This is a genomic window from uncultured Acidovorax sp., assembly GCF_964021665.1.
GTDB lineage: Bacteria > Pseudomonadota > Gammaproteobacteria > Burkholderiales > Burkholderiaceae_C > Acidovorax > Acidovorax temperans.
This window is the reverse complement of sequence record NZ_CAXIAK010000007.1, coordinates 49000-66641: the sequence shown is the minus strand read 5'-3', so window position 1 is coordinate 66641 and position 17642 is coordinate 49000. Positions and strand designations below refer to the sequence as shown.

General features: G+C 56.1%; 21 protein-coding genes and 1 pseudogene. 18 read left to right on the top strand and 4 right to left on the bottom strand.

All coding sequences use genetic code 11. The features are described 5' to 3' along the window. Positions 1-84 precede the first annotated feature (84 nt). The 9 genes from AADJ04_RS02890 to AADJ04_RS02850 all read left to right on the top strand — a co-directional run bounded on the left by AADJ04_RS02890 (position 85) and on the right by AADJ04_RS02850 (position 7096). Complete coding sequence (locus AADJ04_RS02890) at positions 85-885, top strand: enoyl-CoA hydratase/isomerase family protein (protein ID WP_341238698.1); 801 nt, start codon at positions 85-87, stop codon at positions 883-885. Between the two features lie 22 nt (positions 886-907). After that, positions 908-2482, top strand: coding sequence for a malonyl-CoA synthase (locus AADJ04_RS02885; protein WP_341238682.1), 1575 nt, complete (start codon positions 908-910; stop codon positions 2480-2482). A 676-nt stretch (positions 2483-3158) separates the two neighbouring features. Then, entirely contained in the window at positions 3159-3479 is a 321-nt protein-coding gene (locus AADJ04_RS02880) for a hypothetical protein (protein ID WP_252101423.1), read from the top strand. 399 nt (positions 3480-3878) lie between these two features. Continuing rightward, positions 3879-4163 (top strand): DUF1010 domain-containing protein, encoded by a 285-nt coding sequence (locus AADJ04_RS02875; protein WP_341238681.1) that lies wholly within the window; start codon positions 3879-3881, stop codon positions 4161-4163. Between the two features lie 30 nt (positions 4164-4193). After that, on the top strand, positions 4194-4598 hold the full coding sequence (locus AADJ04_RS02870; RefSeq protein WP_341238680.1) for a hypothetical protein: 405 nt from the start codon (positions 4194-4196) through the stop codon (positions 4596-4598). 49 nt (positions 4599-4647) lie between these two features. Then, complete coding sequence (locus tag AADJ04_RS02865; protein ID WP_341238679.1) at positions 4648-5244, top strand: hypothetical protein; 597 nt, start codon at positions 4648-4650, stop codon at positions 5242-5244. Between the two features lie 80 nt (positions 5245-5324). Next, a complete protein-coding gene (locus tag AADJ04_RS02860) occupies positions 5325-5681 on the top strand; it encodes a GNAT family N-acetyltransferase (RefSeq protein WP_341238678.1) in 357 nt (118 codons plus the stop codon). Between the two features lie 86 nt (positions 5682-5767). After that, complete coding sequence (locus tag AADJ04_RS02855; protein ID WP_252101425.1) at positions 5768-6712, top strand: DUF4344 domain-containing metallopeptidase; 945 nt, start codon at positions 5768-5770, stop codon at positions 6710-6712. 150 nt (positions 6713-6862) lie between these two features. Continuing rightward, entirely contained in the window at positions 6863-7096 is a 234-nt protein-coding gene (locus AADJ04_RS02850; RefSeq protein WP_341238677.1) for a DUF1010 domain-containing protein, read from the top strand. Here AADJ04_RS02850 and AADJ04_RS02845 read toward each other — a convergent pair. The 3 genes and pseudogenes from AADJ04_RS02845 to AADJ04_RS02835 form a co-directional block, all read right to left on the bottom strand. Continuing rightward, a pseudogene (locus AADJ04_RS02845) lies at positions 7086-7613 on the bottom strand (LysR substrate-binding domain-containing protein); the annotation flags it as partial. The gene AADJ04_RS02850 and the pseudogene AADJ04_RS02845 sit on opposite strands and share 11 nt — an antisense overlap. A 184-nt stretch (positions 7614-7797) precedes the next feature. Continuing rightward, the gene (locus AADJ04_RS02840; protein ID WP_341238676.1) at positions 7798-7986 is read right to left on the bottom strand and encodes a hypothetical protein; all 189 of its coding nucleotides are present in this window, start codon (positions 7984-7986) and stop codon (positions 7798-7800) included. A gap of 101 nt (positions 7987-8087) precedes the next feature. Further along, positions 8088-8531 carry a universal stress protein gene (locus AADJ04_RS02835; protein ID WP_044398647.1) on the bottom strand — a complete coding sequence of 148 codons (444 nt, stop codon included), beginning with the start codon at positions 8529-8531 and terminating at the stop codon, positions 8088-8090. A gap of 100 nt (positions 8532-8631) precedes the next feature. On the opposite strand from AADJ04_RS02835, the gene AADJ04_RS02830 reads away from it, so the two are divergent. From AADJ04_RS02830 to AADJ04_RS02790, 9 genes are all read left to right on the top strand, one after another. Further along, positions 8632-11145 carry a cation-translocating P-type ATPase gene (locus AADJ04_RS02830; protein WP_341238675.1) on the top strand — a complete coding sequence of 838 codons (2514 nt, stop codon included), beginning with the start codon at positions 8632-8634 and terminating at the stop codon, positions 11143-11145. Then, the gene (gene ccoS / locus AADJ04_RS02825) at positions 11145-11282 is read left to right on the top strand and encodes a cbb3-type cytochrome oxidase assembly protein CcoS (protein ID WP_044398643.1); all 138 of its coding nucleotides are present in this window, start codon (positions 11145-11147) and stop codon (positions 11280-11282) included. Before AADJ04_RS02830 ends, ccoS begins: the two co-directional genes overlap by 1 nt. A gap of 64 nt (positions 11283-11346) precedes the next feature. Then, the gene (ccoN, locus tag AADJ04_RS02820; RefSeq protein ID WP_066782460.1) at positions 11347-12786 is read left to right on the top strand and encodes a cytochrome-c oxidase, cbb3-type subunit I; all 1440 of its coding nucleotides are present in this window, start codon (positions 11347-11349) and stop codon (positions 12784-12786) included. 18 nt (positions 12787-12804) lie between these two features. Next, a complete protein-coding gene (ccoO, locus tag AADJ04_RS02815) occupies positions 12805-13437 on the top strand; it encodes a cytochrome-c oxidase, cbb3-type subunit II (protein ID WP_341238674.1) in 633 nt (210 codons plus the stop codon). Positions 13438-13451: 14 nt separating this feature from the next. Next, entirely contained in the window at positions 13452-13589 is a 138-nt protein-coding gene (locus tag AADJ04_RS02810) for a cbb3-type cytochrome c oxidase subunit 3 (protein WP_044398638.1), read from the top strand. 24 nt (positions 13590-13613) lie between these two features. Beyond that, entirely contained in the window at positions 13614-14522 is a 909-nt protein-coding gene (ccoP, locus tag AADJ04_RS02805; protein ID WP_044398636.1) for a cytochrome-c oxidase, cbb3-type subunit III, read from the top strand. A 77-nt stretch (positions 14523-14599) separates the two neighbouring features. Then, positions 14600-16057: a cytochrome c oxidase accessory protein CcoG gene (gene ccoG, locus AADJ04_RS02800; protein WP_312781502.1), complete on the top strand. Its 1458-nt coding sequence runs from the start codon at positions 14600-14602 to the stop codon at positions 16055-16057. 45 nt (positions 16058-16102) lie between these two features. Further along, positions 16103-16378: a FixH family protein gene (locus AADJ04_RS02795; RefSeq protein ID WP_044398696.1), complete on the top strand. Its 276-nt coding sequence runs from the start codon at positions 16103-16105 to the stop codon at positions 16376-16378. A gap of 67 nt (positions 16379-16445) precedes the next feature. Next, entirely contained in the window at positions 16446-16739 is a 294-nt protein-coding gene (locus tag AADJ04_RS02790; protein ID WP_066782455.1) for a hypothetical protein, read from the top strand. An 88-nt stretch (positions 16740-16827) separates the two neighbouring features. Here AADJ04_RS02790 and fnr read toward each other — a convergent pair whose 3' ends face one another. Then, positions 16828-17550: a fumarate/nitrate reduction transcriptional regulator Fnr gene (gene fnr / locus AADJ04_RS02785; RefSeq protein ID WP_066782453.1), complete on the bottom strand. Its 723-nt coding sequence runs from the start codon at positions 17548-17550 to the stop codon at positions 16828-16830. Positions 17551-17642 lie beyond the last annotated feature (92 nt).

Here is a 17642-nt window from a genome sequence, read left to right as displayed (position 1 = left end):
CAGAGCCAGTTCCACGGTGGCCTTGGCGATGGCGCTGCGCTGGTGCGAAGGTTGTGGGGATGTGTGAAGAGAATGGATTCCAAGATGTCGGGTGAAGTGTTGATGAATGCGGGTGAGGGCGGCGTGGTGCATGTCACCCTTCGCCACGCCGGGCGGCTGAATGCCATGTCGCGCTCCATGTGGCGCCAGTTGCGGTCGGTGTTTGAAGGCATTCAGGCCAGCAACGCGCGCTGCGTGGTGATGGCGGGCGAGGGCGGTGCCTTCTGCGCCGGGGGGGATATTTCGGAATACCCCGGTTTCCGGTTTGACGCAGCCGCGCTGCGCGACTTTCACGAAAACGACGTCTGGGGCGGCCTGAACGCCATGCTGGCGTGCGATGTGCCCATGGTCGCCAGCATCAGCGGCGCCTGCATGGGCGCGGGGGTCGAGATTGCCAGCTGCTGCGATGTGCGCGTGGCGGGCGCTGCGGCCCGCTTTGGTGCACCCATTGCCAAGCTCGGCTTTCCCATGGCCCCGCGCGAGGCGCAGCTGGTAGCTGCCGCTGTGGGTGAAACCGCTGCCCGCCAAATGCTGCTGGAAGCCGCCATCTTCACCGCCGCCGACATGCTGGGGCGCGGCTTTTTGAGCCGCGTGGTGCCCGACGACGATGTGCCCGCCGAAGCCCTGGCCAGCGCCCGCCGCATTGCCGCCCTGGCTCCGGGCGCCGCACGCATGAACAAGCAAGTGCTTCGAGCATTAAAAACGCCTCCAGCGCTTGATGGGAAAGCGCCAGCAGCTATTGAAATGATAGTGAACGGCCCGCACGACCCCTATGCCTACGCCGACAGCGCCGAGCACCGCGAAGGCATCACCGCGTTTCTTGCCAAAAGACCCCCTGTGTTTTAACCGCTGAACTGCCCGCCTACTTATGAGCAACCAAAACCTCTTCAGCGCCCTGCGCGCCGCCTTCCCGTCTGACCTGGACAGCACCGCCGTCGAAACCACGGCCGCAGACGGCACCCCGCTGTACTACACCTGGCGCGACCTGGACCGTGCCAGCGCCCGCATCGCCAACCTGCTCGCATCGCTCAAGCTGCCCGAAGGCAGCCGCGTGGCCGTGCAGGTTGAAAAATCGGTCGAAGCCATGGCCCTGTACCTGGCCACACTGCGCGCGGGCTACGTCTTTTTGCCGCTCAACACCGCCTACCAAAGCGCCGAGATCGAATACTTCATCGGCAACGCCGAGCCCGCTGTGGTGGTGTGCAGCCCCGGCAACTTTGGCTGGGTCAGCAAAATCGCCTTCACCCTGGGCACGCAGCATGTGTTCACCCTGGGTGACGACCGCACCGGCAGCCTGCTCGATCGCGCCGCCCACCACGGCGACGAGCACCAGGCAGTGGCCCGCAGCGCCGACGACCTGGCCGCCATCCTCTACACCAGCGGCACCACCGGCCGCAGCAAGGGCGCCATGCTCACGCACGGCAACATGCTCAGCAATGCCGTCATGCTCAAGGACTACTGGGGTTGGACGGCTACCGGAGGGCCTGATGGCAAGGGCGATGTGTTGATTCACGCCTTGCCCATCTTCCACGTCCATGGTCTGTTCGTCGCCATTCATGGCGCGCTCATCAACGGCAGCAAGATGATCTGGTGCCCCAAGTTCGACCCCAAGGCCGTCATCGCCGCCATGCCCCGCGCAACAGTGTTCATGGGCGTGCCCACGCTGTACGTGCGCATGCTGGCCGAGGCGGGCTTGAATAAGGATGCAGTGAAAAATATGCGCCTGTTCATCGCAGGCTCCGCGCCGCTGCTCATCGAAACCTTCAAGGAATGGCAGCAACGCACCGGCCACACCATTCTGGAGCGCTACGGCATGAGCGAAACCATCATGCTCACCAGCAACCCCTACAGCGCCGACAAGCGCTACCAAGGCCAGGATGAACGCCGTGGCGGCACCGTCGGCTTCCCCCTGCCGGGCGTGAGCCTGCGCGTGCAGGGCGACGACGGCAAAGACCTGCCCGTGGGCGAAATCGGCGGCATCCAGGTCAAGGGCCCCAACGTGTTCAAGGGCTACTGGCGCATGCCTGAAAAGACGGCGGAAGAGTTCACTAAAGACGGCTACTTCAAGACCGGCGACGTCGGCAAGGTCGATGAACGCGGCTACGTCCACATCGTGGGCCGCAGCAAAGACCTGATCATCAGCGGCGGCTACAACGTCTACCCCGCAGAGATCGAGGGCTACATCAACGAAATGCCCGGCGTGGCCGAAAGCGCCCTGGTCGGCGTGCCGCACCCCGACTTTGGCGAAGTGGGCGTGGCCGTGGTCATCGCCAAGCCTGGCGCTAAGCTGGATGCCGATGCCATCGTGGCCCAGCTCAAGTCGCAACTGGCCAACTTCAAGATTCCGAAGAAGTGCTTTGTGGTGGCAGAGTTGCCGCGCAATACGATGGGGAAGGTGCAGAAGAACCTGCTGAGGGATCAGTACAAGGGGTTGTTTGCTTGATGGTTGGAGGCCTGGCATCCAGGCCCGCCTTGGCGGGCCCCGATCAGCTCAAGCATCGGAATGCATCCATCCGCGAAACTTTAGGTTTGCCTAAAAGTGGGGAGGTGCATACTGCCAGCAAAAAATTCGTGTCGAAATGCGTTATCAGACTTGTGTTGATTAGACTGTTGTCGTCTAAATCTAGTTAGGCGTAAGGCAAAAGAATCCTCAAGCAGCAAAGACAAGAACCCATTGAATGGCCAGACTCATAGGCGTGATAGGCATAGTTCTAGTCGCATTATTCTTTCTGTTCATCCTGAAACGCGTCATTTCCTTCATCTTTAGGCGACGGAAATCGACAGTCCCATTCCACGAGGACTTGGCAGACGTCGCGGAAGACATTGCCGGTGCAGGCAAGGTTGCCGCTACGTTAGCAACAGCCGCCGCATACTTCGCTGCGCCGGCCGGTCTGTTAGCGGTGGCCGCAGCCATTGGTCTAGCACCTAAGCCCTTGATAGTTGTCCTACTGCCAGTCTTGGTCGCTTTTGCTGCTGGTGCGATCGTCTTGTCAACGTTGGCGAAGTTGTATGCCAAGAGCGCGCGACGAAATAGGGGGCTCAAGAAGAATGATGCCTAACCATCCGCTCAAGCCGACCCGCATACTGCGGGCGGCTTACCTAGCCCGTTAGAAATTCACATGAAGTCGGTGAAGAAGTCGAACAAGAAATTTGCAGAAAAATTAGCCTCAGTACCTATAGAGTATCAGGCCAGTGTCTATGCAAAAGAAATTAAACTGCAACACCAAGAAAAGCAAATCGAAAATAAAGAAAATTTGGCAAAGCACCGTAGTCTGCTGAAATCTTTGGAGAAGAAATTCCATGAAGAAAAGAGTGAAGAGTCACGCGTAATCCTTCTAAAAGAAATAGAGATTCAAAAGAAGATCATCAAGCGAGCTCCACGACCAAAGCGCAAGTGGTCGCCTATTCTGTCAGGCTCATTTGAATCAAATTTAAGATGAAGATGCGTTCTAAAATTTCGTTCAAATCTCCCCACCCTCGACGGCTACTCACCCTGTCCGCTTGATTTTAGCATTGCATAATGAACGAAATAGATATACCTACTGAAGATGGAAAATTCATCACTTGCAAGTCTATATATGCTTGTAAGAAAAAATGGAAGGATCTCCGAACCATTGAAAAGGAGACACAAGTTCGCTACTGTGCCGACTGCATGAAGCCTGTATTTTTATGCCGGAACCGTAAAGAGCTGATAAAACATGCAAATGATTCACATTGTGTCAATTTTCCCACAAGCCTGGATAGCGAATTCACTGGTTTTGTTCTCGTCTAACCAATCGTCGCAGCCGACCGCCTACGGCGGCGGCTGACCTCAGGGCGTTAGTCCCATTACCCGCTTTATGCAGGCCACTATTTATTCCAGGGTTTTGTCTTTCTCAAAGGTTTCTGCTTTGGGGTTTAGGCCGCTCGCCGGGCTTCGCCTGCTGGCTTGGTGTCAGTTTCAAGCCTTTTGGGCCTCTAGCGCTTGCCAGCCAAGCGCCAGCAGCTATCATTCTTGCAGCGCTTCGCCGCTTCCGTGGCTCCGTGCTTTTTCATGGGCCGCGCCCGTCTTCAAGTCAGGGCGCCCCCTTTTGGCCTTCGGGTCTAACTGTTCGTCGCAGCCGACCGCCTACGGCGGCGGCTGAACTCAGGGCGTTAGCCGTCAAAGAAAAACCATGAAGATCATGAAAATTATCACAATCGTCCCCCTTCTCTTAGGCATGCAATTTATCCATGCCCAAACAATAATCCTTGAAAAAGTACATCGAATGGGATTTAAACCATTTTCCACCTCAACAAAAGATGGAGAGTATCAAATAGATTTTGATGGAGAGGTTGTAACCCTACTTAAGAAAGCCGATAGCGCAATCACCTGCAGAATCAGGAGCAACACGCGCCAACTGGTAGAGGATGACGCAGGAAAATTGCACAAACCGCGCATTCTAGAGGCGTCATGCCCTGAGTTGACAGATTTGATGATTATTGAAAATATAAAAGGGGGTGTACAAATGAACTTAAGTCGATTCATGGATGGCATGCGCTACAGGAACCCTCTTGAGAAACTAAAATACAGAAACTGACCCCGTTGTTCAATCCTGCCCACATTCCACAGATAGTTCATTAGTCTCCATGCCATTTTTGCCAAGCACTAAAACCATTTCCAAAACTTATATTGGCGGCAAAAATATCACAGTCACTTTTGCCCATATGCACATCGGCGCAAAGTTTATGCTAAAGCTTGCCGAAGAGGATGAAGAAGGACAGTTATACACTCTCGTAGCGTCCCTAATTTTCAGCGCGTTTACGCTTGAAGCATATCTCAATCATCTCGGGAAATTACGCAGTAAGGAATGGGATGAAATTGAACGCAGGCATTCGAAACTTGAGAAATACAAATTATTCGCGCAAGCAGCCGAAATAAAATTCGATTTCAACGTCCGCCCCTACTGCACTTTGAAAGAATTATTTTCCTTCCGTGATCGAATGGCCCATGGAAAAACAACCGAGGAAGCTGTCTCAACCTACATCGACACACATGAGAAACGCCTTCCTCAAATACATGCAAAAACAGACTGGCAAACATTTGCAACGCTTGAATCCGCCCGCCAGTCCATCAAAGATGTGGAGCTACTAATCAAAGAACTTCACTCAATGAGCGGCTATTCTGGCAATCCATTCAGCAAGTTAGGAAGCGCTATCTATGGCGTCGTTCAAGAACGCCCCTAACCCTACGCTCAAGCCAACCCGCCTACGGCGGGCGGCTTATCTGGGCCGTTAGATAGCGAATTTTCTTTATGCCAGAGATATTGAAAATCTCCTCCTCATCCGAACTGCGCGAACCTATTCTTCGAGAGCGTTTAGAACGCGGCTACTGCAGTAGATTACAAGGGTTCTTTGCTTCGCATAACGGCAAAGAGACTGGCTTACTTTTGCATGAAGACTGGAGCGGCAGAAAATCTAGTTTAATTTACGAAATTTTTGTTCTTCCTTCATTTAGAAGAAAAGGACTGGGAGCGCTTTTACTCATTTGCGCCGAGCAATATGCAATTCAGCTTGGTTGCGATGTTATTCGTTTAAAACCACATGCAATTGCACAAGAGCCAGATAATATCACTCTAAAAAATTGGTATGAAAAAAAACTATCAACCATGCGCAGATATTAACGAATTTATGAAAAAATATTTAAATTCTTCAATTTTATCTATTGATTTTTGAGGCAACTATACATATATCAAAACCACTCATTGTTATGGATTCAATCGAAAAATTACAATTCTCTCTTCATGGAAAAATTGTATATATATTTATCGCCATTCTGTTTTTTGGCGCCAATTGTAATGCGCAAGTTAAAATAGAAGTAGACCCAGCCTACAGGCATATAGTTTCGTCCGAAAAATTGACTCTACCGCGAGGAGAAGCAACTTCCATTGAGCTGCATAGCAATAAATTCGGTGATCACTACGAATTTAGATATATCACCACTGCCCCAATCAAAATTTTTCTGATAAAACAAAAAGACATAGAAGACGAAAATCCAACTCCGAATTTTCTACTGCATCAAACACTGATCGGCTCCGGAGCAAAAACAATTCAGGTACCCGCAAACAATCAGTACGCGGCATTATTTTTAAAAAATGAAAATAGCTACGCAGCAGATACATACATACGAATAGACAGGGTAGGAAAAAGGCCGCAGTCCTCCAGAAAAAACATAGAAAATATTCTAAATATAACAATTGATGCCCTATCCAGAACATATAATTTACCAAGTATAAAAATCATAGCAAAACCATGTGGTGAAGTTAACGCCTTCTCCACCCCTAATATAGTTATTTGCACTGAGCTCATTGGAGACTTGGCTGAAAAAGGAACCATTGGCGCAATACATCCAATATTACTTCATGAACTGGCGCATTCATTAATGTACCTTTGGGGAATTGGAGATTACAGCAACGAGGATTTAGCCGACGAATTTGCCATGATGCTGATGTCAATATCAGCCCCAGATACACTCAACGATCTAATTGCATGGTTCAATAAGCAAGATTCAAAGTCGGAAATTTTATTAAAAAATATCAATGCTAGCAAACACTCGCTCTCCAAACAAAGAGCTGAAAATGCACGTAAAATTCTCCAAAATCCAAACAAATTATTGGAAAAATGGGGAAAATTGATGCACCCTCATAAAAAGTAGAAATTTATCTATCGGTGTGACTCGATGTATTTTTGGTTTGGTTCTAACTATTCGTCGCAGCCGACCGCCTTCGGCGTCGGCTGAAATCAGGGCGTTAGTCCCTTCACATCCCGCTTTATCCAGGCCAGCATTTATTCCAGTGCTTCTCCTTTGTCAAAGGTTTCTCCTTGGGAGTTCTTGCGCTGCGCTGGGCTTCGTTTGCATTCACTTCATCGGTTTCTAGCCTTTTGGGCCTCCAGCGCTTGTGCAGTAAGCGCCACCAGCTATCATTCTTGCAGCGATGCGTCGCCTTCTTGGCCCAGCGCCTTTTCCTGGGCCGTGTCCTTCGTCAAGTCAGTGCTCCCCCTTTTTGCGTTCGGGTCTAGCTCTGCGCTCAAGCTGTAGCGTTGGTGACGGCGTTGGCACCGTTCGCCCCTTGCTGCGGCGCGCAAAAAATACAGCCCGCCCCAGCCTCTGCAACCGCAGACGCAGCCGCCCCTTCGGCATGGTTGCAGCAATGCTCCAGCCACCCGGCCACCAGCCGGTACACCGACAAGTTGGTGCGGGCCGTGGGTGCGCACAGGTAGTAGCCCAGCGGGCTGTCAAAGCGGTCTTTCAGGGGCTCGACCAGCGAGCCCGCTGCCAGTTCGTCTTCCACCAGGCGGGTGGGCACGATGCCCACGCCAAAGCCTGAAACCGCTGCGCGGATGATGAGCGAGTAGAGGTTGAAGCCGGGCCCGAAGCGGCTGGCGCTGGTGTCCAGGCCGTGGGCTTCCATCCAGTCTTGCCAGGCCAGGGGCACCTCGATGTGCTGCAGCAGCGTGGCGCGCAGCAGGTCTTGCGGGGTGTGCAGGGGCAGGGTGTCACGCAGTTGGGGGCTACAGACGATGCTGGTTTCCTTGCCAATCAGGTAGCGCGCATTGGCGCTGGGCCAGTTGCCCTAGGGATGTCCTGCATAACTCCCTGCGGTCTGTGATAGCGCGGTCTCGGGCGGTCCGCTGCGTTGCTTTTTTTGCCAATAGCTCGGCTATTGGCTGCAAAAAGACGCCTTGCGGCCCATTCCGATCCGCACTACCACCGACTCGCGAGGGTTATGCAGGACATCCCTAGCCGTACTGGATGGCGGCGTCGAACTCGTGCGGCGTCGCAAAGTCGTGCGCGTGCTGGTAGCGCACGAAGTTCAGCGACACCTGCGGCAGCGTGCGCTGAAAGTGCCCCAGGCGGGGCCGCAGGCATTGCTCTGCCAATGGGGCGCCGCTGGGCTGCCCGCAAACCAGTCGGGAATGAAAAAACACCGAGAGGGCGCAGAGCCTTCTCGGTGTTTTGCTATGATTTGCATAGCTGCTAGCGCTTGCTGAATAAGCGCTAGAGCCTGTTTTGATACTTAATTTGGTGATTAACGCAGCACCAGCACAGGGATGTGCGAGTGTGTCAGCACGTGCTGGGTTTCGCTGCCCAGCAGCAGGCGCTTGAGGCCCTTGCGGCCGTGCGATGCCATCACGATCAGGTCGCACTTGTGCTTTTTGGCGGCAGAAATCACGGCCTCGGCCACCAGGTCGGACTTGGCGGTCACGGCTTTCACGGTCACGCCTTGGGCTGCGCCCTGGGCCTTGACGGCATCCACCATGGCCTGGGCGGCGTCGCCCCACTGGCCTTCGATGCGTTTCACATCGCTTGCGTCCACCGGCATGCCCCCTTCAAAGTAGCTGCGGGGGTAGCGGGGCACCACTTTGAGTGCGACCACGGAGGCGCCGGTCAAGGCCGCCAGAGACAGGCCGCTTTCAACAGCCTTGTCGGACAAAGGTGAACCGTCGGTTGCAATCAGGATGCGTTTGTACATGGGGGCTCCTCAAAGTGATGTAACAAGCTTAGGATGCATCATCTTTTGTGGCTTGATTCAGGTCAATAAGGATGTCATGTTCCGCGGATAGGCTTGAACCATGTCAATGTTTCGCTCCGGTGCGCCGGAAATTCCGGTGGCGCCTGTGGTTGGCGCTTCCGAGGCGGCGGTGGACCCAGCAGCCGTGTCTCTTCTGGACGACCCACAAGAGTGGCTGGGTTTTGGTCGGCCTTGCACGCCTTCAGGCTCTGCGCTGGACGCAAGTGCCGTGGCAGACCCTGCCAGCTCAACCTGGGATTCGCATGTGGTGCTGGATGGAATGCATTGCGCGGCCTGTGCCCTCACCATTGAAGATGCCTTGAAGTCCGTGCCCGGTGTGTTGCAGGCCGATGTGAGCGCCGCCACCCGTCGCGCCCGCGTGGTGTGGCAGCCGGGCAGGGTGCTGCCATCGCAGTGGATGGCAGCGGTGCGCAGCGCGGGGTATCGCGCGGTTCCGGCCATGGATGCTTTTGTGCGCGGCCAGCGGCTGGTGGAAAGTCGCCGTGCGCTGTGGCGCTGGCTGGTGGCCGGTTTTTGCATGATGCAGGTGATGATGTACGCATGGCCTGCGTACGTGGCGCAGCCCGGCGATTTGTCGCAAGAGATGGAAACGCTGCTGCGCTGGGCCTCGTGGGTGATTTCGCTACCCGTGGTCTTTTTTGCCTGCGGCCCTTTCTTTACCAGTGCCTTGCGCGATGTACGCCAGCGGCAGGTGAGCATGGACCTGCCCGTGGCGCTTGGCATGGGCATCACCTTTGTGGTGAGCACGGCAGGCACCTTCGACCCCAATGGCATTTTTGGTCGCGAGGTGTACTTCGACTCGCTGACCATGTTCGTTTTCTTCCTGCTCACCGGGCGCTGGCTGGAGTTGCGCCTGCGTGACCGCACGGCCGGTGCGCTGGAGGCAGTGCTCAATCGCCTGCCCGACAGCGTGGAGCGCTTGGGCGCTGACGGCGCATTCACCCGCGTGGCGGTGCGGCGCTTGGTGGTGGGCGACACGGTGCGTGTCTTGCCGGGCGAGGCGTTTCCGGCCGACGGCACGATTCTCAAAGGCAGCACCCAGGCCGACGAAGCCCTGCTGACTGGTGAATCGACCCCGGTGCACAAGCCCGAAGGCAGCGCGGTAACGGCTGGCAGCTACAACCTGCAGTCGTCGGTAGAAGTTCGCGTGGAATGTGTGGGCGCCCAAACCCGCTTTGCACAGATCGTGGCCTTAATGGAGAGCGCTGGCCTGCAAAAGCCACGCCTGGCCCAGCTGGCGGACCGCATCGCCAAACCGTTTTTGGTGGCAGTGTTGCTGGCCGCCTTTGCTGCTGCTGCCTGGTGGTGGCCCAAAGACCCAGGGCACGCGCTGATGGTGGCGGTGGCGGTGCTCATCGTCACTTGCCCCTGTGCGTTGTCGTTGGCCACCCCGGTGGCGATGTTGACGGCAGCAGGTACGCTGGCGCGGCAGGGCGTGCTGGTGCGCAACCTGCAAGGGCTGGAGGCCCTGGCGCAGATCGATACGGTGGTGTTTGACAAAACGGGCACGCTCACGCGCGATGCGATGGCATTGCACACGGTGCGGCTGGCGGGTGGCGATCTGGATCGGGCAAGTGCCTTGTCGTTGGCTGCCGCGTTGGCGCGGCAGTCCTTGCATCCGGCATCGCGTGCCCTGGTGGAAGCTGCTGGCGCGGACGATGGTCGTTGGCTGGTTTCCCATCTGGAAGAGCAGGCAGGGCTCGGTTTGAGTGCTGATGTGCAAGACCGCACGGGGCAATGCCCGCCACGCCGCGTGCGCCTGGGCTCTGCCATTCATGCCGGTGTGATGGCGCGTGAGCCTGGTGCTACCGAATTCGCAGAAGATGCGGACGGCGCTGCGCTGTGGGTCGTCTTGGCCGAAGAGCGCGGTGAGCCAGGCCACGCGCAGACGCTGGAAATGGCCCGGTTTGGATTGGTTGAAGACCTGCGCGCAGAGGCCGCCACGGTGGTGCGTGCGCTGGCCGATGCGGGCCTGGGTGTGCAGATGCTGTCTGGCGACCGCCCAGAAGCGGTGCAGCGCGTGGCTGCGCAGGCGGGTATCACCGAGGCCCGCGGGGCTTGTACGCCGCAAGACAAACTGGCGGCGCTGCAAAGCCTGCAGGCCCAGGGCCACCACGTGGCCATGGTGGGCGATGGCTTGAACGATGGCCCTGTGATGGCGGGAGCCCACGTGTCATTCGCTTTTGGCCGTGCTGTTCCCCTGGCGCGCTCTCGGGCAGATTTCGTGGTGCTGCGGGACAGTTTGACTCAGGTACCCCAGGCAGTGCTGCTGGCGCGCAAAACCTTACAGATTGTGCGGCAAAATCTATGGTGGGCCGCTGGGTACAACGCTCTGTGTGTTCCTTTGGCTGTGGTGGGCTGGATGCCTGCCTGGCTCGCGGGATTGGGCATGGCGCTCAGCTCGCTGTTGGTGGTGCTCAATGCCGCCCGCCTTTCCAAGGGATTGCCAGAGGCGCCGGGTGGCGCTCATGGCGATCCGTCGCCTTCTATTTCGCAGGCAGCAGGGGGTTCATCTGCTGCCGTGTCGTCATTTCAAACTGCGGAGCCCGCCTGATGGACATCCTTTATTTATTGATTCCTCTGTCTGTGGTTCTGGTGCTGATGATCCTGGCCGGCCTGTGGTGGGCCGTGTACCGCGGACAGTTTGAAAGTGTGGAACAAGAGGGGGAGCGCATTCTCCGAGACGGTTGACTTTCGTCAATAACCGCAATGGCAGTCTGGTTAAAACTTGTATCGCAATACAAAGAGGTGTCCGATGGATTTTCCAAAAACAAATGCTGCGCATTACAACGACACGGTCGTGCGTCAGTTCTCAATCATGGCCGTGGTTTGGGGGGTGGTCGGCATGCTGGTGGGCGTCATCATTGCCGCCCAGTTGGCATGGCCAGAACTCAACCTAGGCATTTCATGGCTTAGTTATGGCCGTTTGCGCCCACTGCATACCAATGCGGTGATTTTTGCTTTTGGTGGCTGCGCTTTGTTCGCCACCAGCTACTACGTGGTGCAGCGTACCTGCCAGGTTCGGTTGTTTGCGCCGGCCCTCGCATCGTTCACGTTCTGGGGTTGGCAGTTAGTCATTCTGGCTGCCGCCATCAGCCTGCCGCTGGGTTACACCTCCGGCAAGGAATACGCTGAACTGGAATGGCCTATCGACATCCTGATAACGCTGGTCTGGGTGTCCTACGCCATCGTGTTCTTTGGCACGGTGGGTACGCGCAAGGTCAAGCACATCTACGTGGCCAACTGGTTCTTTGGCGCCTTCATTCTGGCTGTGGCATTGCTGCACCTGGTGAACAGCGCTGCAGTGCCCGCAGGCTTCATGAAGAGCTACTCGGCCTATGCTGGCGTGCAGGATGCCATGGTGCAGTGGTGGTATGGCCACAATGCCGTGGGCTTCTTCCTGACCGCAGGCTTCCTGGGCATGATGTATTACTTCATCCCCAAGCAGGCTGGTCGCCCTGTGTACTCGTATCGCCTGTCGATCGTGCACTTCTGGGCCCTGATCTTCACTTACATGTGGGCGGGTCCTCACCATCTGCACTACACCGCGCTGCCTGACTGGACGCAGTCCGTCGGTATGGTGTTCTCGCTGATTTTGTTGGCTCCCAGCTGGGGCGGCATGATCAACGGCATCATGACCCTGTCGGGCGCATGGCACAAGCTGCGTGACGATCCTATCCTGCGCTTCCTGATCGTGTCCCTGTCGTTCTACGGCATGTCCACGTTCGAAGGTCCGATGATGTCCATCAAGACCGTCAACGCACTGAGCCACTACACCGACTGGACCGTGGGCCACGTTCACTCTGGTGCCCTGGGCTGGGTGGGTCTGATCTCCATGGGCTCGCTGTACTACCTGGTGCCCCGCCTGTTTGGCCGCGAAAAGATGCACTCCATCAAGGCGATTGAACTGCACTTCTGGATGGCCACCATCGGTATCGTGCTTTACATCGCTGCAATGTGGATTGCCGGTGTGATGCAAGGCCTGATGTGGCGCGCTGTGAACCCTGATGGCACGCTCACCTACACCTTCGTTGAAAGCGTGAAGGCTACCTATCCCTTCTATGTGATCCGTGTGGCCGGTGGTCTGCTGTATCTCGGCGGCATGCTGGTGATGGCATGGAACGTGTGGGCAACTGCAATCTCTGGCCGTTCGGTCAAGGTGGCTATCCCCGCCGTGAACACTGCCCACGCTTGAGCCTCAAGGAGCTAACCCATGTCTCAAAACAACAAGCAAGCTTCTGCCGGTTTCAGCCACGAGAAGATTGAAACCAACAACTTCTTGATGATCGTGCTGATCCTGGTGGTGATCGCCATTGGCGGCCTGGTGGAGATCGTGCCCCTGTTCTTCCAGAAGTCCACCACGGAAGCTGTGAAGGGCGTGGAGCCCTACACAGCCACCCAGCTGATTGGGCGTGATGTGTACATCCGTGAGGGTTGCTACAACTGCCACTCGCAGATGATTCGCCCCTTTCGTGCAGAAACCCTGCGCTATGGTCACTACTCGGTGGCGGGTGAGTTTGTGTACGACCACCCCTTCCAATGGGGCAGCAAGCGCACAGGTCCTGACCTGCATCGCGTGGGCGGCAAGTACAGCGACGAATGGCATCGCATCCACTTGAACAACCCACGTGACGTGGTGCCTGAGTCCAACATGCCTGCCTACCCCTGGCTTGAGAAGACCCTGGTCAATCCGGCCGATTTGGCTCCTCGCATGAAGGCGCTGCGCACTGTGGGCGTTCCATACACCGACGCGCAAATCACCGCAGCCGCTGATGAGGTCAAGGGCAAGACGGAGTTGGATGCACTGATCGCCTATCTGCAAGTCATGGGCCGCGCGCTCAAGTAAGGGAGGGTTGGCATATGGACATCACCACCATGCGCATTGTGGCCACGCTGGCTTCAATGGTCTGCTTCATCGGCATCTGGGTGTGGGCCTACATGGGCCGCAACCGTGCCAAATTTGATGAGGCTGCTCGCTTGCCCTTTGAGCAAGAATGAACTCCACCAGAATGAGAAAAACCCATGAGTGACTTCACCAGCAATTTCTGGTCGGTCTTTGTGACCGCGCTGACCCTGGTCGGCATCATTGGCTGCGCCGTGCTGCTTTGGATGGCAGGCCGCAAGAAGGTCGTATCAACGGCCGACAACACTACAGGCCACGTCTGGGATGAAGACCTGGTGGAAATGAACAACCCCCTGCCGCGCTGGTGGGTGTGGATGTTCGTTCTGACCATCATCTTTGGCTTGGGCTACCTGGCTGCCTACCCAGGTTTGGGTAGTTCAGCCGGCAAGCTTGGCTGGACCCAGAAGGGCGAATATGAGGCAGAAGTGGCCAAGGCCAACAAGGAGTTGGAACCCCTGTACGCCCGCTTTGCATCCATGACCCCTGAAGCGATTGCCGTGGACACGCAAGCCAAGGCCATCGGTGAACGCCTGTTCATGAACAATTGCGCTCAATGCCATGGTTCTGACGCCCGCGGCAGCAAGGGTTTCCCCAACTTGGCCGACGGCGACTGGTTGTACGGTGGCACACACGACAAGATCCTGGAAACCTTGCAAAAGGGCCGCATTGGCAACATGCCTCCCATGGCTGCTGCCGTAGGTTCTCCAGAAGATGTGCGTAACCTGTCGCACTATGTGCTCAGTCTGTCGGGTAGCCCCCACGATTCTCTGCGTGCTTCTTTGGGCAAGTCCAAGTTTGGTGCTTGCGCCGCCTGCCACGGCATGGACGGCAAGGGCAATCAGGCTTTGGGTGCGCCCAACCTGACTGACGACATCTGGCTGCATGGCTGGGGTGAAGCAGCGATTACCGCCATGATCAACAATGGCAAGGTCAATCAGATGCCTGCACAGGCAGACAAGTTGACCGAAGCGCAGATCAAGGTGCTGGCCTCGTATGTTTGGGGATTGTCAAACAACAAGGCGCAGTGATGCGAACGCGGGGCGGTGCCTGAGGGCGCCGCCCCTTTGTTGTTTCTGAAGTTTTGGATTAAGTAGAGAGCGCCACCATGAAGCCACCCAGCGAGTCTCCTCGCAAGGTTATTCCTATCGCTCCTGTTGCCGCAGATGGTTCGGAAGTGCCCAGCAGCCAGGTCGAGATCGTCTCCCTGTACGAAGCGCAAAAGAAGATCTACCCGCGATCCATCAGCGGAGTATTTGCCCGGTGGCGCTGGGCGATGGTGTTTCTCACACAACTGGTGTTTTATGGCTTGCCCTGGCTGGAGTGGGGGCAGCGCCAGATGGTGCTCTTCGATTTGGGAGCGCGTCGCTTTTATATCTTTGGCTTGGTGCTGTACCCGCAGGACTTCATCTACCTGACGGGTTTGCTGATCATTTCAGCGCTCTCGCTGTTCCTGTTCACCGCCGTGGCCGGGCGTTTGTGGTGTGGCTTTTCATGCCCGCAAACGGTGTACACCGAAATTTTCATGTGGATCGAGCACAAGATCGAAGGTGATCGCAGTGCCCGTTTGCGCCTGGATGGTGGGCCTTGGACTTTCGAGAAGATCCGCAAAAAATTCTTCAAGCAGATTGTCTGGATCACCGTAGCCTTGTGGACAGGCTTTACTTTTGTGGGCTACTTCGTGCCGATCCGCGAATTGGGTGTGGAGTTGCTGGCATGGCAGGGTGGTTGGCAGATTTTCTGGGTGCTCTTCTACGGGTTCGCTACCTATGGGAACGCTGGCTTCATGCGCGAGCAGGTGTGCAAGTACATGTGCCCTTATGCCCGCTTCCAGAGCGCCATGTTTGACAAAGACACTTTGATCGTCAGCTATGACGTAGAGCGTGGCGAGCCTCGCGGCCCACGTAACAAGACGGTGGATTACAAGGCGAAAGGCCTGGGCGATTGCATTGATTGCACGTTGTGTGTTCAGGTGTGTCCGGTGGGCATCGATATCCGCAAGGGTTTGCAGTACGAGTGCATCGGTTGCGGTTTGTGCGTTGATGCGTGCAATACCGTCATGGACAAGATGAAGTACCCACGCGGGTTGATTCGCTTCACTACCCAGAATGGTGTGGTCAAACGCTGGACCCAATCGCAGATGTTGCGGCGTGTGCTGCGTCCCCGCGTCTTGGTCTACAGTGCCGTGCTTGTCGCCTTGTGTGTGGCGATGTTGGCGAGCCTGGTGACGAGAACACCGCTGAAAGTGGACGTGGTTCGCGACCGGGCCGCCTTGTCGCGCATCGTGGCTGGGGGTAAGTTGGAAAACATCTACCGCATTCAGATCATGAACGCTACCGAAACTCCGCAGCGCTACCGCATAGATGCCAAGGGTCTTGAGGGACTTGAAGTTGTGTCTGAAGTTTCGGTGGAGGTCGATCCCGCTCAGTCTCGCTGGGTTGCTGTGCGATTGCAGGTGCCTTATGGGTCTGCTTCACCTGGGTCTCATCCCATCACCTTTGAAATTGGTGCCGAGGGTGGCGGTGCCCACGTGGCAGAAAAAACCGTATTTTTGGTTCCCAGGTAGTACCGTTCTCATTCAACGTACAAGCCTGACTTAATGGAGTTTGCTATGTCTACTGTTTCTTCCTCAGCCACGCCAGCTGCAGCCCCATGGTGGAAGTTTGGCCATGTGTGGCTGGTATTGGCTGGCCCTTTGGTGGTCATTGTTGCGGGGTTCATTACTTTGTGGCTTGCGATGTCGCGCCCAGATCCTGTGGTCGCGGAGGATTACTACCAGCGAGGTATTGACATCAACAAGACCCTGGAACACCCAGAGAAGAGCTTGGCACCTGCGATGAAAGGGCGCAATCACGCTGCGACCCCGCCAGAAGCGCAGCCGAGGTGATTGTGAAGTCACTCTGGTTCACTGAATTTCGCAACGACCCAATACAAGACCGCAAGGAAACAGCACGATGTGGACACAGCGCCTGATGTGGATTGCCTGGCCAGCCTTTTTGGTGGCAGGTGTGATTGAGATGCTCGTTTTTGCGATGGTGGACCCGCAAGACCTTCACTGGTTCGGGCAGCCCGTCACCTTGTCGAGAACAGGCGTCTACACCTTGGCGTTCTTTGGGTTCTGGGCGCTCACCATGGTGTCCAGCGCGCTCACCACCTTGCTTGCGATGTCTCCCTTTGAGCTGAATCGTTGCCCGGTGCCAGACGAGGAGCGCCCTGACGATTGCCGCAAGCATCCCTCCTGCACTTGAATAAAAAATGCCGCGCTGTATGGCGCGGCATTGTCGGAGGCGTCAGCGAAGTGCTCGTCAGTTGTCCGGCACCTCTGTCGAAAATTTTTCAGTGGCAGGCTTGTTGGTTGTTCACGATGCGGCGTAGGGCATCGGTATCTAGAATGCGGACATGTCTTTGCCGCACTTCCACGGTGCCTTCTTCCACGAACTTGGAGAACGTGCGGCTCACGGTTTCAAGCTTGAGGCCGAGATAACTGCCGATTTCTTCTCGCGTCATTCGCAATACCAGCTCAGATTGGGAGAAGCCTCGCGCGTGCAGGCGCTGCACCAAATTGAGCAAAAACGCCGCCAGACGCTCTTCTGCACGCATGCTTCCGAGCAGAAGCATCACGCCATGTTCACGCACGATTTCACGGCTCATGATTTTGTGCACATGGTGTTGTAGTGCAGTGACTTCGCGCGAGAGCTCCTCTATGCGATCAAACGGCATGACGCAAACTTCTGCGTCTTCCAGAGCTACGGCGTCGCAGGTGTGATGGTCATTCACGATGCCATCCAGGCCAATGATTTCCCCGGCCATCTGGAATCCTGTGACTTGATCGCGACCATCTTCTGTCGCCACGCAGGTCTTGAAGAAGCCCGTGCGAATGGCATACAGCGAGGTGAAAGCTTCTCCATTACGGAAAAGCGTTCCGCCGCGCTTGATCTTGCGCCGCACGGCTACCACTTCGTCGATGCGTTGCAGCTGCTCTTCGTTGAGCCCCACAGGCATGCAAAGCTCACGGAGATTGCAGTTGGAGCAGGCGACTTTGATGGTGAGCGGATTCATGGCGCAGAAACCAGTTGGTTGTTCGAGCATATCGTGCTCGACGAGAGAGGCCGAAGTGCCTCGCACAGTGCTTAGAAGCGGATGATATGCAT

What these genes read in the sequence shown, in the direction of transcription:
- AADJ04_RS02890 (WP_341238698.1), top strand. Translation starts at nt 85, where the DNA reads ATGTCGGGTGAAGTGTTGATGAATGCGGGTGAGGGCGGCGTGGTGCAT.
- AADJ04_RS02885 (WP_341238682.1), top strand. Translation starts at nt 908, where the DNA reads ATGAGCAACCAAAACCTCTTCAGCGCCCTGCGCGCCGCCTTCCCGTCT.
- AADJ04_RS02880 (WP_252101423.1), top strand. Translation starts at nt 3,159, where the DNA reads ATGAAGTCGGTGAAGAAGTCGAACAAGAAATTTGCAGAAAAATTAGCC.
- AADJ04_RS02875 (WP_341238681.1), top strand. Translation starts at nt 3,879, where the DNA reads ATGCAGGCCACTATTTATTCCAGGGTTTTGTCTTTCTCAAAGGTTTCT.
- AADJ04_RS02870 (WP_341238680.1), top strand. Translation starts at nt 4,194, where the DNA reads ATGAAGATCATGAAAATTATCACAATCGTCCCCCTTCTCTTAGGCATG.
- AADJ04_RS02865 (WP_341238679.1), top strand. Translation starts at nt 4,648, where the DNA reads ATGCCATTTTTGCCAAGCACTAAAACCATTTCCAAAACTTATATTGGC.
- AADJ04_RS02855 (WP_252101425.1), top strand. Translation starts at nt 5,768, where the DNA reads ATGGATTCAATCGAAAAATTACAATTCTCTCTTCATGGAAAAATTGTA.
- AADJ04_RS02835 (WP_044398647.1), bottom strand. Translation starts at nt 8,531, where the DNA reads ATGTACAAACGCATCCTGATTGCAACCGACGGTTCACCTTTGTCCGAC.
- AADJ04_RS02830 (WP_341238675.1), top strand. Translation starts at nt 8,632, where the DNA reads ATGTCAATGTTTCGCTCCGGTGCGCCGGAAATTCCGGTGGCGCCTGTG.
- ccoS (WP_044398643.1), top strand. Translation starts at nt 11,145, where the DNA reads ATGGACATCCTTTATTTATTGATTCCTCTGTCTGTGGTTCTGGTGCTG.
- ccoN (WP_066782460.1), top strand. Translation starts at nt 11,347, where the DNA reads ATGGATTTTCCAAAAACAAATGCTGCGCATTACAACGACACGGTCGTG.
- ccoO (WP_341238674.1), top strand. Translation starts at nt 12,805, where the DNA reads ATGTCTCAAAACAACAAGCAAGCTTCTGCCGGTTTCAGCCACGAGAAG.
- AADJ04_RS02810 (WP_044398638.1), top strand. Translation starts at nt 13,452, where the DNA reads ATGGACATCACCACCATGCGCATTGTGGCCACGCTGGCTTCAATGGTC.
- ccoP (WP_044398636.1), top strand. Translation starts at nt 13,614, where the DNA reads ATGAGTGACTTCACCAGCAATTTCTGGTCGGTCTTTGTGACCGCGCTG.
- ccoG (WP_312781502.1), top strand. Translation starts at nt 14,600, where the DNA reads ATGAAGCCACCCAGCGAGTCTCCTCGCAAGGTTATTCCTATCGCTCCT.
- AADJ04_RS02795 (WP_044398696.1), top strand. Translation starts at nt 16,103, where the DNA reads ATGTCTACTGTTTCTTCCTCAGCCACGCCAGCTGCAGCCCCATGGTGG.
- AADJ04_RS02790 (WP_066782455.1), top strand. Translation starts at nt 16,446, where the DNA reads ATGTGGACACAGCGCCTGATGTGGATTGCCTGGCCAGCCTTTTTGGTG.
- fnr (WP_066782453.1), bottom strand. Translation starts at nt 17,550, where the DNA reads ATGAATCCGCTCACCATCAAAGTCGCCTGCTCCAACTGCAATCTCCGT.